The 14,997-nt window shown below is 48.8% G+C and carries 15 protein-coding genes and 5 pseudogenes; 5 read left to right on the plus strand and 15 right to left on the minus strand.

The features are described from left to right. Window positions 1-28 precede the first annotated feature (28 nt). A complete protein-coding gene (locus ABLV12_RS09590) occupies window positions 29-1,387 on the minus strand; it encodes an adenylate/guanylate cyclase domain-containing protein (RefSeq protein WP_064397989.1) in 1,359 nt (452 codons plus the stop codon). A 118-nt stretch (window positions 1,388-1,505) separates the two neighbouring features. Here ABLV12_RS09590 and ABLV12_RS09595 point away from each other — a divergent pair, with 118 nt between their 5' ends. Continuing rightward, the gene (locus tag ABLV12_RS09595) at window positions 1,506-1,859 is read left to right on the plus strand and encodes a hypothetical protein (RefSeq protein ID WP_148720829.1); all 354 of its coding nucleotides are present in this window, start codon (window positions 1,506-1,508) and stop codon (window positions 1,857-1,859) included. Window positions 1,860-1,963: 104 nt separating this feature from the next. Here ABLV12_RS09595 and ABLV12_RS09600 read toward each other — a convergent pair whose 3' ends face one another. The 4 genes and pseudogenes from ABLV12_RS09600 to lysB form a co-directional block, all read right to left on the minus strand. Then, window positions 1,964-2,413: a phage virion morphogenesis protein gene (locus ABLV12_RS09600; RefSeq protein WP_064397991.1), complete on the minus strand. Its 450-nt coding sequence runs from the start codon at window positions 2,411-2,413 to the stop codon at window positions 1,964-1,966. Next, window positions 2,410-2,825: pseudogene (locus ABLV12_RS09605) on the minus strand (phage tail protein). The gene ABLV12_RS09600 and the pseudogene ABLV12_RS09605 overlap by 4 nt, the downstream one beginning before the upstream one ends. Beyond that, the gene (lysC, locus tag ABLV12_RS09610; protein ID WP_074185865.1) at window positions 2,788-3,033 is read right to left on the minus strand and encodes an Rz1-like lysis system protein LysC; all 246 of its coding nucleotides are present in this window, start codon (window positions 3,031-3,033) and stop codon (window positions 2,788-2,790) included. Before lysC ends, ABLV12_RS09605 begins: the two are co-directional and overlap by 38 nt. Continuing rightward, the gene (gene lysB / locus ABLV12_RS09615) at window positions 2,933-3,214 is read right to left on the minus strand and encodes an Rz-like lysis system protein LysB (protein WP_077266543.1); all 282 of its coding nucleotides are present in this window, start codon (window positions 3,212-3,214) and stop codon (window positions 2,933-2,935) included. Before lysB ends, lysC begins: the two co-directional genes overlap by 101 nt. A 28-nt stretch (window positions 3,215-3,242) precedes the next feature. Between lysB and ABLV12_RS09620 the strand changes: the two are divergent. Continuing rightward, window positions 3,243-3,365, plus strand: a pseudogene (locus tag ABLV12_RS09620) (3-hexulose-6-phosphate synthase); the annotation flags it as partial. Between the two features lie 84 nt (window positions 3,366-3,449). On the opposite strand, the gene ABLV12_RS09625 reads toward ABLV12_RS09620, so the two are convergent. The 5 genes and pseudogenes from ABLV12_RS09625 to ABLV12_RS09645 all read right to left on the minus strand — a co-directional run bounded on the left by ABLV12_RS09625 (window position 3,450) and on the right by ABLV12_RS09645 (window position 6,991). Further along, window positions 3,450-3,656 (minus strand): hypothetical protein, encoded by a 207-nt coding sequence (locus ABLV12_RS09625; protein ID WP_064397993.1) that lies wholly within the window; start codon window positions 3,654-3,656, stop codon window positions 3,450-3,452. Window positions 3,657-4,096: 440 nt separating this feature from the next. Next, window positions 4,097-5,110, minus strand: a complete 1,014-nt coding sequence (locus ABLV12_RS09630; RefSeq protein ID WP_064397995.1) for a Gfo/Idh/MocA family oxidoreductase — start codon at window positions 5,108-5,110, stop codon at window positions 4,097-4,099. Between the two features lie 10 nt (window positions 5,111-5,120). Beyond that, window positions 5,121-6,101: a PTS glucitol/sorbitol transporter subunit IIB gene (locus tag ABLV12_RS09635; protein ID WP_064397996.1), complete on the minus strand. Its 981-nt coding sequence runs from the start codon at window positions 6,099-6,101 to the stop codon at window positions 5,121-5,123. Beyond that, window positions 6,098-6,473 (minus strand): annotated as a pseudogene (locus ABLV12_RS09640) (PTS glucitol/sorbitol transporter subunit IIA). The gene ABLV12_RS09635 and the pseudogene ABLV12_RS09640 overlap by 4 nt, the downstream one beginning before the upstream one ends. After that, window positions 6,470-6,991: a PTS glucitol/sorbitol transporter subunit IIC gene (locus ABLV12_RS09645; RefSeq protein ID WP_064397997.1), complete on the minus strand. Its 522-nt coding sequence runs from the start codon at window positions 6,989-6,991 to the stop codon at window positions 6,470-6,472. The pseudogene ABLV12_RS09640 and the gene ABLV12_RS09645 overlap by 4 nt, the downstream one beginning before the upstream one ends. A 371-nt stretch (window positions 6,992-7,362) precedes the next feature. Between ABLV12_RS09645 and ABLV12_RS09650 the strand changes: the two genes are divergently transcribed. Continuing rightward, window positions 7,363-7,773 carry a helix-turn-helix domain-containing protein gene (locus tag ABLV12_RS09650; RefSeq protein ID WP_047723069.1) on the plus strand — a complete coding sequence of 137 codons (411 nt, stop codon included), beginning with the start codon at window positions 7,363-7,365 and terminating at the stop codon, window positions 7,771-7,773. 50 nt (window positions 7,774-7,823) lie between these two features. On the opposite strand, the gene ABLV12_RS09655 is transcribed toward ABLV12_RS09650, so the two are convergent. The 4 genes and pseudogenes from ABLV12_RS09655 to ABLV12_RS09670 all read right to left on the minus strand — a co-directional run bounded on the left by ABLV12_RS09655 (window position 7,824) and on the right by ABLV12_RS09670 (window position 12,246). Then, window positions 7,824-8,096, minus strand: a complete 273-nt coding sequence (locus tag ABLV12_RS09655; RefSeq protein WP_148720830.1) for a hypothetical protein — start codon at window positions 8,094-8,096, stop codon at window positions 7,824-7,826. A gap of 451 nt (window positions 8,097-8,547) precedes the next feature. Beyond that, the gene (locus ABLV12_RS09660; protein WP_348867020.1) at window positions 8,548-10,617 is read right to left on the minus strand and encodes a DUF927 domain-containing protein; all 2,070 of its coding nucleotides are present in this window, start codon (window positions 10,615-10,617) and stop codon (window positions 8,548-8,550) included. A gap of 35 nt (window positions 10,618-10,652) precedes the next feature. Further along, window positions 10,653-10,868 carry an AlpA family transcriptional regulator gene (locus ABLV12_RS09665; protein WP_047723071.1) on the minus strand — a complete coding sequence of 72 codons (216 nt, stop codon included), beginning with the start codon at window positions 10,866-10,868 and terminating at the stop codon, window positions 10,653-10,655. 347 nt (window positions 10,869-11,215) lie between these two features. Next, a pseudogene (locus tag ABLV12_RS09670) lies at window positions 11,216-12,246 on the minus strand (IS630 family transposase). A 584-nt stretch (window positions 12,247-12,830) separates the two neighbouring features. Here ABLV12_RS09670 and ABLV12_RS09675 point away from each other — a divergent pair. Further along, window positions 12,831-14,054 (plus strand): ATP-binding protein, encoded by a 1,224-nt coding sequence (locus ABLV12_RS09675; RefSeq protein WP_064397999.1) that lies wholly within the window; start codon window positions 12,831-12,833, stop codon window positions 14,052-14,054. Window positions 14,055-14,059: 5 nt separating this feature from the next. After that, window positions 14,060-14,731, plus strand: coding sequence for a hypothetical protein (locus ABLV12_RS09680; RefSeq protein ID WP_064398003.1), 672 nt, complete (start codon window positions 14,060-14,062; stop codon window positions 14,729-14,731). Between the two features lie 119 nt (window positions 14,732-14,850). Here the strand turns inward: ABLV12_RS09680 and ABLV12_RS09685 are convergent. Beyond that, window positions 14,851-14,934, minus strand: a pseudogene (locus ABLV12_RS09685) (hypothetical protein); the annotation flags it as partial. Between the last annotated feature and the right edge of the window lie 63 nt (window positions 14,935-14,997).

The following is a 14,997-nucleotide window of genomic DNA, read 5'->3' on the forward strand; positions in this document are numbered from 1 at the left end:
AGATTGGCGTTGATAACGCTACAGGCAGTCAGTCATTTATGAATACTGAGAAGCATTTTTCCGGTTCAATTAGTTGTTCACCATCCCAGAAAGACACATACATATGATGAAGGCCTTTATATTTTGTATCTTCCCAATGCGGAGCGAAATATCTACCATCTGAATACTTTGCAGGCTCAAAAAAATAATGATCTCCATTATTCTCAGCATCTGCCGCTTCCGCTCCAGTATTTTTTACTCTAAATTTAAATTTGGGGTTGTCGTAAGTGATCGTAGAATGATAATACCCCTTAAATGAAATACCCATTCCTTTTCTAACCACCCGAGAGCAAGAAATATAATTATCATCAGATGGATCGTTTTTGTCTCTTTTCAGACTGGCTCGTATATAGAAATCACTATCAAGCATCCCTGTTGGCAAAAGCTTGTAGTATGACTCATTCTTTAAAAGATGCTGCCTGTAATTAATTGATTTCCCCGACGCATCCTTATAATTCGGGGTGATATAATGAAGAGAAACCTCTTCATTATTTTTTATTTTTGTTCTCACTGCCAGTTGATTGGTATCAAAGCCTAAAAGTTCTGCTAAACTATCACCTATCATAATCGAGTTTTTCGGTGCCTTTTGTTGTAGTTTAGCTGCTACGTCGACAAAAAAAGATGTAGCAGTTACCTCCTGACTTTCCATATAACCATATTTACCCCAGATAACTTGGTCATGTGCTCCATAGTCGATTCCTATACGTATGCCAAGATTTTCATCTACCCCCAGCTCATTTAGTTTAGGGATTACCGTACTTTTAAACATATCGATTAAATATGTCGCGCAATTCAATGCATCAATGGCACTGTCTGCAATGCGACCTTCTCTCTCGCACTTATCACTTCTAAAGAAGGCCATCACAGCATCACCCATAATACGATGCACATGTCCATCGAAAGAGTTTACTGTTTCTATTGCACATCTAATAATATCATTTTTTATTTTAAAAACAGTTTCAGGACTGAAGATTACACCAAGTTTAGTGGAGCCAATGATATCCATAAACATAGTAACTGAGTAGCCATTTCTCAACTCTCCTTCATCCATATTATCGAAATCAGGATGACATCCAAAACTTGGCATTAATCGGCCATGCTTTCCAAAATTATGCCTCACTAATTCAGTTATCCCGTAATGTTGTTCATTAGAATCAGCACGCACGCTTTCTAAGGCAACAGAGCTTTTCACAAAATCATATCTACTATCTAGATTTTCCATCCCTGCAAGGGAACTCGATGCTGCCTCAGAAATATAGCCAGAATCACGCAACCGTATACTCCTGGACTCAGAAATAGTTTTCTCTAAGCTTTTTTCCAAATTAGAATATATATTTTTAGCCGACATAAACCCCTCTTAGCAATTAGCTATAATAATCATATACACTGAAAAACACAGGACGTACGCAGTTGCTTCAATACAGGTTATTGCAGTAATCTGCTTATTATACTTTGCAACGAGCGCTTTGGATAAATTATGGTTTAATGAAATTAATTCATTTAAATACTCCAGTTTAGATACTGAATTAAAACGTTCTTTATATAAATGTAACTCATGGAAATTAATTGAAATATCAACAAATGAAAAGGTGTTACTTACCGTACTTGGTTTAATATATGGAGTAATACCTCTAAGCGAGAAAACAATTGACGTTATTAGTAAAAAAATCATCAAACTTATCAGAACAGCAAGAACAGCTTTATCTGAATCAACTATCACCATACCCGTGATGTTCTTGAAGTTTACAGACAGAGCAACTAATAGTGCTGATGACAAACTAAGTAATATAGTAGACTTAGTGTTTGCTGAGTTTAGATAAGAGTCAGTACGAATAATAACCTTTATCATTAATTCAATTTTTTTGTCTATCGCGCCTTCATTCCCCTTGCTTAATTTTCGCACTGGCACCTCGCATTTTTAAGATCACTCCGATAGATAATTAACGGTCTTTGTGGATACAAAGTCAATATCGGAAGGCGAAAATCCAAGCAAGATACGTGCAGGGTATTCTACAGAGCCGCTATTAGGGCTAGGTTTGTCCTTAAGCCCGTACTTATGCACATTCACCATCCTTTGCACCTTGCCAGTGAACTCCACAACCGCCACATCATTTCCCGCCGTGGCTTTCATAAAGCGACTGATGCGGAGTTTCGCGAACATTTCCCGCTTAACCCGGTCTTTCTTCGCTTTCACCGGCTGGCGTTTTCGTGCGGCGTATGGGGTGCCGTCGGGCGCTTTTTGCGTTTTAATCCGGCGCTGTTGTCGGGCTCTCAGGGGCTTCGCGATATCTGCGGCCATCTTGCGCCGGGCGGTCGGTGACAGCGCCGCAATCAGCCCGGCGAGCTTATCGTCGAACGGTTTAAAGTCATTCATACGAGCGGCTCAGGGGGCTGAGGTTTCGGCACTGTCTCGATATGCAGTTTTCCCCCGTCTTCCCTGACGATGGTGCGCTCGGTTAGCATCAGGCTGATACTGATATCGGCGCTGTCGTTGTCGTTGATATCGGCAAAATAGGGGAAGCCTTTTTGCGACCCTCGTCGGTCGTCATAATGTCGGCCTGATGGATGCGCAACCATGCCTGAATCGGCACGAGCAGCAGCTCGATATCGCCGGTGAAGTCGGTCACCACCACATTGAGCGTGTATTGATTTTCAAACGACAGCGACGCCGACAGCGTCGAGGCCAGTTTTCCGTTATCGATAAAGATGCGCATCATTTCGGGATTACGCGCCAAATCAGGCACGGCGTCAGTTAAGGCTTTTCGCAGACTCTTTGACTTGTACATCGATTTTGTCCTGGCAGTTTTTTACCGTTCTGACCTGAAGCGCGCAGCCCTCGAGGGCGCTTACGAGCTGGCGTATATCCGCGCTCAGATCGCCATTGGTGGTCGGGTCACTTCCCGGCATCGGGCAAAGGCTGACCCTCGGGCAAGCGTTGTAAACAATCACCGGCGTCGGCACAGGCGGCGCGCTGGTGCAACTGGCGCACAGCATCAGGCAAATCAGCGCAGTACCAGCGGCGAATCTGTTCATTCTCATTGAGTAACCTCGTTATAGTCTGTTCCCGGCGTTGCACCCGAGCCCCGGCGTTGATGAGTTCACCACGCAGTAAGACCTGAGCGGTTTCGTTTTCACCACTGATACGGTGGGCGGTTTTGAGCTGGCTTTTCAGCATGCTGATAACCGTTTTTTGCTCACCCGCGACTTTAAAGGACTATGCGCTGTTAGGACCGGATGTGGTGATTGTGGGATCTGCGATCACGCATGCAGCGGATCCGGCAGGTGAAGCGAGGAAGATTTCGCAGGTGTTGTTGCAGCATCACTGAGGTGAAGGCGCAGGGGGAACTCTGCGCCTGATTTCCTGATTACAGTTGTACATACAATTTAATCATTCTGGGCAATGTATTCATCTATTCGACTTCAGCGGGAACCTTGATATTTTCTGGATCTTGAGTGCTTTCTTGAGGCGGAACAACCTCATAGCCAGCGCGCTTTACTATCCAGAGAAAAGTTTCCAGAGAGGCTATATGTTCATCTTTTCGAATTTGGCGAACATTGGTAACAACACCATTTTCAATGGTTAATGCAATATTGATAGCTTCATGCTCAGATTCCATTATTTAATCCTCATATAGTGGCTTTCAGATAGTTTTATCGAGTTGGCGCGGAGAGGCTTTCATGCGCCCGAACAACACTATCCGCTCATCCAATTTTTATAATGTGTGGTAGCGCAAACAAATAGTCGGAAAATTTTGCGATTTTTTATAAAAAATAATTTTTGCTATGTATCGAAGGAAATATAGGGCATGAAATAAATAACATTATCCAAAACACGGTAGTCAGTTGGTTCGACAGAGAAAAACGTATGCTTTCCCTAAATATACTAAGTATGTGAATATTGCTGTGGCAAAGCATACGCGTATTACTATTCCAGCAGATGGAGGTTGGGACAGTTGGTTTGATAGTGGGAGCGTGAAGTCTGATTTTATGGTGACGCGTGGATAGAGCTTAATAAAATCGTACGAGACTGGCGCAGAGAACTATCTGCGCCATTAGTTTAAATGTTTTCAGGTTTACCGCTCTCCAGGCTGCGGTGTACCACCTCACAAATCCGGCTCACCGCCAGCCCGTCCACTGCCGTTACCGGATACGGCACTTTGTGCCTGACTGCCCGCACAAAGTCGTTTATCGGATCGATACCAAAACCGCTGGCGACGCCGTTGCGGTAGTTGATGAAGTAGCTGTTGGGCGTGAGCGTCTTATCCGGGGTGGTAATTTCCAGTCCCCGATGCTGTGAGGTGCTGCGGATATATGTCGTCCCGCAGAGGATCTCGATGCGCCCGTCGTTGTCCTTCGGGAACCCCTCCGGCAGCACCCACGAATTCTCGACCACCCATGAACTGCCGTTGGCCATCGTCAGCAGGCTCTGCACGCTGTCATAAGTGTCCATCCCCCATATGTCCAGCAGTTGTTTTTGTCCTACCGCGTACACCGATGCAACCTCCTGACCGGATAGGTAGCGCACCAGGTCAAAGCAGTGGGAACCGAGAAACCACACAGGGGAGCTTGCGCCCGCCCAGTTCAGCCACGCCGTCGGGACCGTTATCACGTCGTCCATACTGATATGCCCGCGCAGGATCTTCCCGGTCTCCGGATTTTCCAGTTCAGCTTTAATGCGCATCACTGCCGGGTCCCAGCGTTTGTGGAAATCGACGCCGACCAGCAGGTCCCGCTGCTGCGCCATCTCCACGATAAGCTCGCACTCGCGTACTGAGGTGGCGAGCGGTTTTTCCGCCAGCACATGTTTGCCGTGGCGCAGGGCGGTGAGGATGGATTCAGTGTGGTACGGGTCAGGTGTTGCCACCGAGACCACGTCGATGGCTTCCTCCTGCAGCAGGACATCCAGCCGGGTATAGCCCATCACGCCGTAGGTCATGGCGAGGTCATCACAGCGCTCTGTGTCGGTGTCGCAGATGGCGACCAGCACTGTGTCCGGATTATGACGGTACGCGTTCATGTGGTGTTTGCCATAGATACCTGCGCCGACCACGGCAACTCTGATTTTGTTCATATTTGAGTCCTCAGAATAAGCCCAGGGAAAACAGCCAGCCGATGATGACGGCCAGCGGCCCGGTTAACTGCCGCGAGAGCAGAAAGGCGGGAACGCCCTTCGCGATGGTCTCCTGTTTTGCCTCCTGCATCGAAAGGCCCACCGGCACAAAGTCGCAGCCGACCTGCACGTTGATGGCGAACAGCGCGGGCAGAGCGAAGGCCGGGGATATCGCACCCGCGCCAATCTGGGTACCAATCATCACGCCAATCACCCGCGAGATAGCCGCGCCCGGTCCGAGCACCGGCGAGAGGAACGGAATGCCGCAGATGAGCGACAGCAGCACCAGCCCCCACAGCGAGTTGGACAGCGGTGTCAGGGCGTGGGCAATCAGGCTGCCGAGTGCGGTTTCTTGTACCAGGGCAATCAGCAGCGAGACAAAGGCCATAAACGGGATAATGTTGCGCAGCGACACGTCCACCGCCTCGCGGCTGGCGGCGAACAGCAGGGCGATAACGTGGCCGACGGTAGTACCTGTCTTTTCAACCATGCGCACCAGCTTCTCCGCGCCGCGCGGCGGTGGCGGCGTGGTGATAACCCGAGGTGCAGGCTCCGGTTTTGTCTCAGGCTCGCTGTCTGGTGCTTCGGCGGTATCGACCAGAACCAGTTGCTCCGGGGTGACGCCGGAAACGTAGTTCTCCTCGGTAATAAACTGCGCCAGCGGCCCGGCCCGCCAGGTGGGGAGCACGTTGATGGTCGGGATACCTTTCTGCGGGTACAGACCGCAGCGCAGGGAACCGGCGCAGTTAATCACCACGCACAGGATGTCGTTATCCGGCGGGATATCGGCAAAGCCGTTGACGATTTCCGATTCGGTGAGCGCGCCGATTTCTATCGCCACTGGATGGATTTCCCGCCCGGTCAGCGACAGTACTTTTTTACCGCTGCCAACGGGCAGCCACAGTCCCTTGCCGTAACCGCCGGGGCCGGGAGGAATAAGCACCGTGTTCATGGCCGCCCCTCCTCAATCACCAGATTGCCGTGGAGGTCATGGAGTTTCGGCACCGGGCCGGAGAGATGAACCGCGCCGACATGGCAGGGATTCAGGTCACCATTGAACACCAGCGTCAGGTGGCCGAGTTCAAACAGCGCCTGCTGTGCACCCTTGCCGACGGCAGTCACCAGATAATTGTGGCCCTGCCAGCATCAGGCGGTCGCCGGGGAGTATCATCAGGCTCTCTTCCCGGAACGACGGCTCCAGCGAGAGGGAGTAATCGAGGCAGTCCTTCGGCCCGTTGCTGTCGAAGGTGATGAGCATCTTGTCGGTGAGGCCGTCGGCGACAAACAGCCCGATGGCAGTAATACGTGCGCAGTAAATCATCATGGCGCATTCCCCCGCCTGCTGAGCCGCAGGAACAGGTACTCGGTGATAATCCCGCGTATCAGTCCAGTCAGCATGGCGGCTGCGATATAGCGCAGCGCCAGCGAGGTGACGGGCAGGCCGAGTGCCTTAACCCCGGCGGCGACGCCGAGCCAGACAAACAGCTCCGACGGCACCACGTGGGGGAACAGGCTGGTGAGCGGATGGGCGGTGGTACCGAGCGCATCCTCATAGCCGGGTTTGCTCTTTTCAGGCAATAGTTTACCGAGCGTCAGCGCGCCGGGGCTGCTCATAAAGAACCAGCCAAGCACCGGCAGCACACCGTAGGTGAGGATGCGCGAGCGGCCGAGCAGGGCGGCGACTTTCTCCATTCTGACGGTACCGACCAGCTTCATCAGGAAGTTGATGGCCAGCAGCAGGCAGATGAGCATCGGGATAAGCCCGGTCATCATGTCGAGGAAGATTTTGCCTGCGGTATGGAATACATGAATAAACGCCTCAGCGAGGCTGACTGTCCACATAAGGAGTCCTCCGGGTAAAAGGCCCGGAGCGCACAGACTTATCGGACAGAGGTTAAGACATGACAGGCGTAAGCGTCTGGGGCTCCGGTAATGGCGATAAACAGCTATGGCTCATACTGCTTTCTTTGTTATTCCCGCTTGTGGCGTGTTTTTGTGAGCTGAGCGGTTTTCAGGACGAGCGGATGCGTGGCAATTCAGCCCTGAGTATGCGATGCTCAGCAGTTGGGTTTGCAGAGGGTGATAGTCTGCAATTTGTACAGATTACTATAACACAAGAAAGTTAAGTTTAAACAAAAATATTAACTTTCTTTTTTATTGGTGATCTTTAATTACTTTTTGAATATCAAAGAGTTGTTCTTCTGGTTAGATTGATGGACAAAACAGAAAACAAGAATCGCGAAGAAGATCACAAAATCCAGTTTGGCAGACGACTGGCGCAGGCCATGCTGCTGACAAAGCATACCAATGCCTCATTGGCCCAAAAGATTGGGGTCAGTGAACCAATGGTTAAGAAGTATGTGGATGGGCAAAATCTTCCTAAGGCTGATGTGTTGCTTAAGATCGCCCGTGCGACAGGTATCAGTACGGCATGGTTACTTGAAGAGCAGGAAGATACTCAAACCCCGGAAGACTCTGCTGAAAAAGATCTTGAATTTCTAAATGACATGTTCAAATTCTTATCGGCTATGCAACGTAAAATAGTCCTGAAACAAGTATCTGAAACGGTAGCGAAGTTGCTTGAACAGGAAGGAAAATATCTTGAAAAAAGAAAGCGTGATTGAATTTTAATTAATTTCATTCAATATTGACCGGATGATTCCGGCCAATACACTCATTGATTTTTTTGCCAGTTTGTGAGGCTTGCACTTACTATTGCCATTATGCTTTTACTTATTTCTTGTGTGCTCCACTCCCCACTATGATATCGACCATACGCAAGAGTAATACCTGGAGCCTCCAAAGCAAACCCAATTGTGATGACCGCATAAATTATATCTGTAATTAATATGCAACTAATTTTTGAACCGGCCTCAAGTTCGTGAGAAATTTTAACTTCTGTTAATTTAGAAAGAAATTGAGCGTACTTTTCTGGATGTGATGACATTGTTATACCTCATGAAAATCCCTTATTCTTAGGGATGTGAAGCATCATGCTAACAATATTACTGTGAGTAAATTATTTAATAATGTTGCTATTTATATTTATGGTAAATGTTTCTTGCCAAAAGCTTTGCCTTTTAAGGGCAAGCCCGTTCCCCTTATTCTCCCTTCCTTTCAGCCTTTGCCTTTGTAGTTCCTTTTCGCCATTTTCATTCCTTCTGTGTTTGAGGTGGTACAGGTGGGACAAGTGGTACAACCGCGCCAGCCGTGGCTTTGCGCTGTACCACCTGAAAAATGTCTGTCTGAAAAGTGGGACAGAATCAGCAACGGCTGTCCCACCCTGTACCACTTTTTTAAACCAAATTCTCTAAGTGGGACGCTGAAACCCGCGCCAGCTCTGCGTGTACCACTTGTCCCACTCTGTACCACCTTTTTTAAGACACGCGAGATGGCACTCAGATACTGAGGATGCGGGAGGTAAGGCGGTAAACCCTGGCTTTGCCGATCTCCGGCAGGCGAACCTGCGACTGGTATTTCCCGTCACTGCCGGGCAGCAGGCATTCCGTTTCAAGACATAACCTCGCCGCCCTGGCGGGACTGAATCCCCGGCACATTTCCCGCCAGCCCTCCGGCAGGATGAAGAACAGCGTGTGTTCCTCGCCCGTCAGCGGATCTTTTTCCACCCGGCGAAAGCCCACCATATTCAGCGGGCGGTCCGGGCCATCCCACGAGGCAAAACGGCTGTACTGGTGCGCGGTGATGAACCGTTTTATCTGCGCCAGCACGCCTTCATCCTCCTGGTTGGCAATATGGCCGCGTTCGTTCAGCCAGGCGTGCAGGCAGATCTGCACCGCCTCATACGCCGTGCCTTCCTGCCAGCCCGTGATGCCGTGCAATGTTGCCATCTCTCCGGCCACCGCCAGCAGCGCAAAACGGGCCACGATACGCTGCACCTGGTTTCCGGCGTTCTCCGGCATCAGGGCGGTCTGGTAGCGGCGAAGTAATTCTCTTGCCAGCGTGGTGCTGATGTCCTGGTCGTGGGTGAGGAAGGCCAGCCAGGCACGAAAGGCAGTGCCATGGAAGCGGGCCACCCGGTCGCAGAGGGTATCGGCGAACTGCTGGCCGCTGGCAAAACCGCGTAGCTGCTCAAACGCACCATGCTGTCCGGTGTCGCTGGGGATTTGTACCATGCGCACATCCATTCCGGCGTAGAGGCGTTCTCCGGCGCGTTCGGTATGTTCCGCCAGCGACAGTTCCCCGGTGGAGAACAGCAGCAGTGTCCAGTGCCTGCGGTTGCGTACTTCGCCGTCGGTGCGGGCTCGCCCCTTGCCCTGGCCGTTCGCCAGCATATAGGCAATCATCCCGGCTTCACGCGGATCCACTTCGCGCAGTTCATCGAGCGGCAGCAGGGCATCGTTGTGGCGACTGGCAATTCCCTCCAGCGCATTCCCGGTCGCCCGCCAGGAGTGCCAGTAATCCGTCCCGCCACAGACGGAAGCTGCCACCTTCATTACCGTGGTTTTGCCGTCGGTGGACTCACCGCGCAGATGAAAGCCTCCGCCGCCCGTTCCGGTCAGGCGCAGCAGCGGGGCGGCCAGCGCACAGCAGACGGCAAAGACTAGCCGTGAGTTACCTGCACAGAGCGCGGCGACCTGCTCCTGCCACTCCGCCAGTGTGCCGGACTGCGCAAAGCCGCCAGTCAGATAGTGACTGCCCTGAAGGATGACATTGTCGCCACCCGGACCGATAACCTCATCCGGCAGCACGTACACGCCGTGGTGCCAGCCGGTTTTCTCCACGCAGGTGACCCGGCGTCCGGGGAGTGACCGTGAGATGTACTCGCACAGCAGGCTGCGCAGGGCGGGGCGGGTGGAGATGTAGGTCAGGCCATTCTCCAGCAGAATGCGCCTCAGCTCCTCGCCGTTGCCGCTGAGCATCGCCATCGGCATGGCCCAGCACCGTGACTGCCCGGTGGTGGTGTGCCATTCCAGCAGGCGGCCATAGCTGCCATCATGACTGTCGCAGGTGATGGCGGTGACGCGCAGAGGGGAACAGATGCGCTGGGGCTGGACGTCGCTTTCCCCGTCGCGTCGTTCGGTGAGCTTATCAAACCACAGTGCATCTTCATCGAGGCGGAAGTGCTCTGGCAGGATGTCAGAGGGCCTTTCCTGTCGCAGGCGTGCAAGCTGACCGCTCCAGTCCTCCAGCAACTCACCGTCAGGGCTCATCAGCCGGGCCATCTGCACACCCGCGTGTGCCAGTTTTACGGCAATTTTCAGCAGGTCTTCTTCGCGGATATCGCCGGTACGAAGTACCCGGGCGTAGAGTATGTCGGGCCTGATTATGGCCAGGTTGTCCAGATCGGCCAGTTCATCCGGGCCGAGCACCACCGGAGGAATATCATCTTCCCGGTCGGGATCTTTTAGCCAGGCGCGTGAGGTTTCCCATGCCAGACTTCCGGCAAGGATTACCACTTCGAGTGTGCGGTCCGGAGACTGCTTACAGAGAAAAGGGGCGCGTTTCATGATGGGGTATCGGTCGGCTCATCCCTGAGCGTGGATTAACGGATGGCGGCGCGGCGCTGTTGCCACTGGCGGATTTCAGCGGCATCGAAGACCACCAGTCGGGAAGAGAGGTGGACGGGGCGGGGAAAGTCGGTGTTTTTAATCAGGCGGTAAACCGACGATTCGCTCATCGCCAGAAACTGGACCACCTGCCGCATACGTACATTGCCGCTTTCGGGAAAAGCATCGTTACTGTCAGCACGGGTTTTCATGATTGTACCTCACGGGAACAGAGTGTCGGAGCGGTTATAGCGCGGAACGGGGAGGGGAGGTATAGGTCCGGGTGAAAAAGTGGAGTCCGGATAGAAAGTAATGAGTCCGGGAAGAATTTCTTAGCCATCAAAACTGATGGTTTTAGATTAATTTATTGAAAATAAAAGGTTTTTATTCGTTTGAGCTCCGTCGAGATAGGATTTGCTATGGTTAACGAATGGCAACGCACGACTACAAACACTTCAAATAGTTGCTACTGCCTCACCGTCAACTATAAGCGAAGCATAGACTTTCAAGCCCTGAAAATTACACTATTAGGTGATCTAAATAGCTGCGCCTAATACCGCTACACTTTTGCCAGTCCATGTTTACCTCCGGGGAATGGGCTGACCGTTTCCATAAAATGGTGAACTTTTTCAACAACTGCCACATCGAACGGCACTGATGATTGCGCGTTATCGTGTCGTGAAGCGCCTGCCATAACCGCTCAACATGATTCACCCAAGGTGAGTAAACCGGCTGATAAATCACCCTGAGCTTCGGGTTCTCCTTCAGCCAGCGCTGTGTTTCCCGGCTTTTGTGAATAATGTAGTTATCCACGATGAGCGTGATAGTTTTCGCCCGTCGGTACGTCGACTTCAGGTGTTTCAACAGACTGATAAATAAGGCTGAGCTTTTGCTGTTGCCGCCCACATAACTGACTTTACCTGTTCCGCTGTGCAGCGCGCCAGCCAGATAATATTTTTCATTTTGTCCCGGCGTTACCACGCGTTTTTGTTGCCCGCGTATCTGCCAGTTCGCACCGATTTTGGGATTAAGGTGGATATCCACTTCATCTTCGTAAAATACCGGATGCTCTGCGCTACATTCGTCCAGCGCTTTGTGGATTGCTGCCATCTTTTCATCCTTATGCGGGTCGCGGATCCGCAGAGTTGGCGCAGCCCTGCGCCACACAAGCCCCGCAGACGGCAACCAGCGGCGAACGGTTCCGGCATGTAACTGGCAGCCGGTTATCTCATTGATTTTTATTGCCAGAAGCTCTGTACTCCAGCGTGAACGCTGGTAGCCAAAATCGCCGGGAGCGTGTTTCACCAGCTCGCGTAACAGTGTGCAGATATGCTCAAACGGCCAGCGGCGGGCACGCCCGGCGGGTAATGATTTCAGCCCTTCAACACCCGACAGCGTAAACCAGTTAATCCAGCGCCCGACGGATGAACGGGCGCAGCAGAGCGTTCTGGCAACGTCGCTGACACGAGCACCCCGATGCAGCATCAGCATAGCAGTCAGCCTGCGGGCATGATTTTTATCGCGTATTTTATGGATTGCTTTTTGCATCAGACGTCGTTCGTCACGGGGAATTGGTGCTATGATCGGCATCGCTCAGTCCGGTTGGTGATTTTGGTTGGTTTGGCGATTGATCAGATCGCACAATCCGGGCTGAGTTCCCTCAAAGTGATCTACTATTCGGCGCAGCTATTTAGGGGATGCACTTGCTGGTTACGAATATTAAGCGAGAATCATGTGATGATCACCGCTATTCTTTCTAGTTAGTAAGTGCTCCACGTTCGTTATCAGAGCTGACCGATGAACTGCTGGCGAAAATCCGAGCTTACGAATACAACTACGCTATGGATCTCAGTAATTAATTAGATAACGTTTTTGGCGTTAGGACTTGATTCTGACGTCAACAAGGTTGAACAACGAGCCATGCGAGGTGTTAGCTGCTTTGTTCAGGTCAATGCCGCATGAAAGTGCATGATCGTTCGAGGATCGTTTTTTGCTGAAGCCTGCCTGAACTGGCGGGCTTTTGCTCATGTTATGCAGGTGCATGAAAACTACTACCTAAAGTGGGCAGGCATGGCGGTGATACCAGTGCGTGTTAGCAATGTATTGTAAAGATGGGTTTGACTACGTTATTGTTGTGCAACATGACTCACTCGGCAAATATATTAAGGACGTTTATGAAGTTTTCAATAGAAAAACTAATACATAAAGATGATTTTGGTAATGATTTTGAAATTGAGCTTGGAGGAAAAAATCTAATTATTACAGGTAATAATGGATCTGGAAAAACAAATATACTGAGAAAACTGAATGCTCGTTTAGAGCAGAGATTAGTTAGTACAGGGAATAACACTTTACAGCAAGCTGAAAGTAAATTTCGAGAAGCAGAGGAGAGATTGAAAAATATCCTCCCGGGTGATGCATTATACAATCATTATTGTATGCAGATGAATGCTGCGCAATCAACAATTGATGGTGAAAAAAGTTTCTCTATAACTTTTAATAATGAAAGAGATTTCAAAACTTCAATTCATCAAAGAAAATCAATTATCAGATTTTTCGAAGCAACACGTCAAGCAAGTATACGAGGAGATGGTTCGATTTCAGGTATCGAAAAATTGCTGCAAGAACACAAGCAGCTCGCTCTGAATTTAGACTCTGGTGTAATGTTTGAACGCTACTTGGTATCATATTGGAACTATGGATTACTTCAAAAAGGAAGCGGAAACGATGTGGAAGCTGAACGTGTATTTAGTTGGATAACTAAAATAAATCAAGATTTAAAAGTGCTATTTGAGGATGATTCTTTGGTGCTTGATTTTAATCTGGTTGAGTTGCGTATTTATTTAAAACAAAATGGTAAATCACCTTTTAGACTCGATCAATTATCATCTGGTTTTTCATCGGTACTATCTATTTATGCAGATCTGTTAGTGAAAGTTGAGCTTGAAAAGCTCTCGCGCCATGAAATTTCAGGGATCGTTTTGATTGATGAAATTGACGCGCATCTTCATGTGACCCTGCAGAAAAAAGTTTTCTCATTTTTTAATGCAGCGTTCCCAAATATACAGTTTATAATTACGACTCATTCTCCATTTGTTGTACAATCTGTATCAGATTGTATTATTTTTAATTTGTCTACTCTAGAAAGCATGCACGATCTTTCTATGTATTCTTACACATCGATTATAAAAGGATTGTTAGGGGAAACTTCAGAATCTGAGGCTCTAAAAGAAAAAATTAAATCGTTGGAATCTATTTTTAATAATCCGGAAATTAATGTTATTGAATTGCAGCAATTGGTAGGAGATCTTGAGCCTTATATTGATAAGATGGATGCAAGTTCGAAAGTAAAAGTAGCTCTAGCCCAGAATAAAATTATTGAGCTTCTGGGGGAGTAATAATTATGTTTAATGTTTCGAGAGTTGCACCAGCTCCTTCCTGTTTAGCTCGTAATATTTATAATGATCCCACTGTGGTTGCTATTCTAAAACCCATGTTTTTTGGTAAGTGCTATCTATGTGAGCAAATTGATCTTACAGACCCAGAAATTGAACATTTTGTGCCTCATGAAGGTGATGTTTTGCTAAAATATAATTGGGATAATTTATTCTATGCTTGCGGTCGTTGTAATAGTATTAAAGGGGCGCATCACACTAATCTTCTAAATTGTACGGACTCCAGTGTGAATGTCACCAAGGAAATTGAACATATTTTACCAGGGGTCAGTTCTGAAAAAGTAATTGTACGCGCTCACTATTCAAATCCTAGTCAAGAGACATTAAATACTGTGGCATTGCTTGATGAGTGTTATAATTTAGATAATACAGGCTTGCGTGGTATTACGCGAGAGAACTTAATGGAAAAAATCTTTGACTACTATTATGAGTATATAAATGCTAGACGAGTGCTGATCACTAGAACTAGTTTACAGAGTAAGATCGACGAAGCAATTGAAACTTTAAAAATAATGTGTAAACCCAAGTTTCCTTTTTCAGCGTTCTGGGTATGGCATTTTAAGCTTGATATACGACTGCATGAGTTACGGCCTGAAGTTTTAGAGTTTATTGATGTGTAAATGAATTTTCGCGCCTGCATATGTAGGCGCGATTTTTCTATGCTTGGTATCATTATTATATGATGTTGTCGCTAAACTTATAGGGGATAACGTCGATTACTTTTTCTCCCGATGATTATTTAATTCTTTAATTCTTTCATTCTTTCTTGAAGGTGAATGAGTTCATTTCGAACAAAGATGTGACTTGTTTTCTCCACATCCCCAACAGAGTCAGTTGCAAAGGTTCGGAGGAATGATGAGGTGGAAACAGTTACCCATAACACTCT

This window comes from Klebsiella sp. CN_Kp100 (assembly GCF_040065315.1).
Taxonomy (GTDB): domain Bacteria; phylum Pseudomonadota; class Gammaproteobacteria; order Enterobacterales; family Enterobacteriaceae; genus Klebsiella; species Klebsiella oxytoca.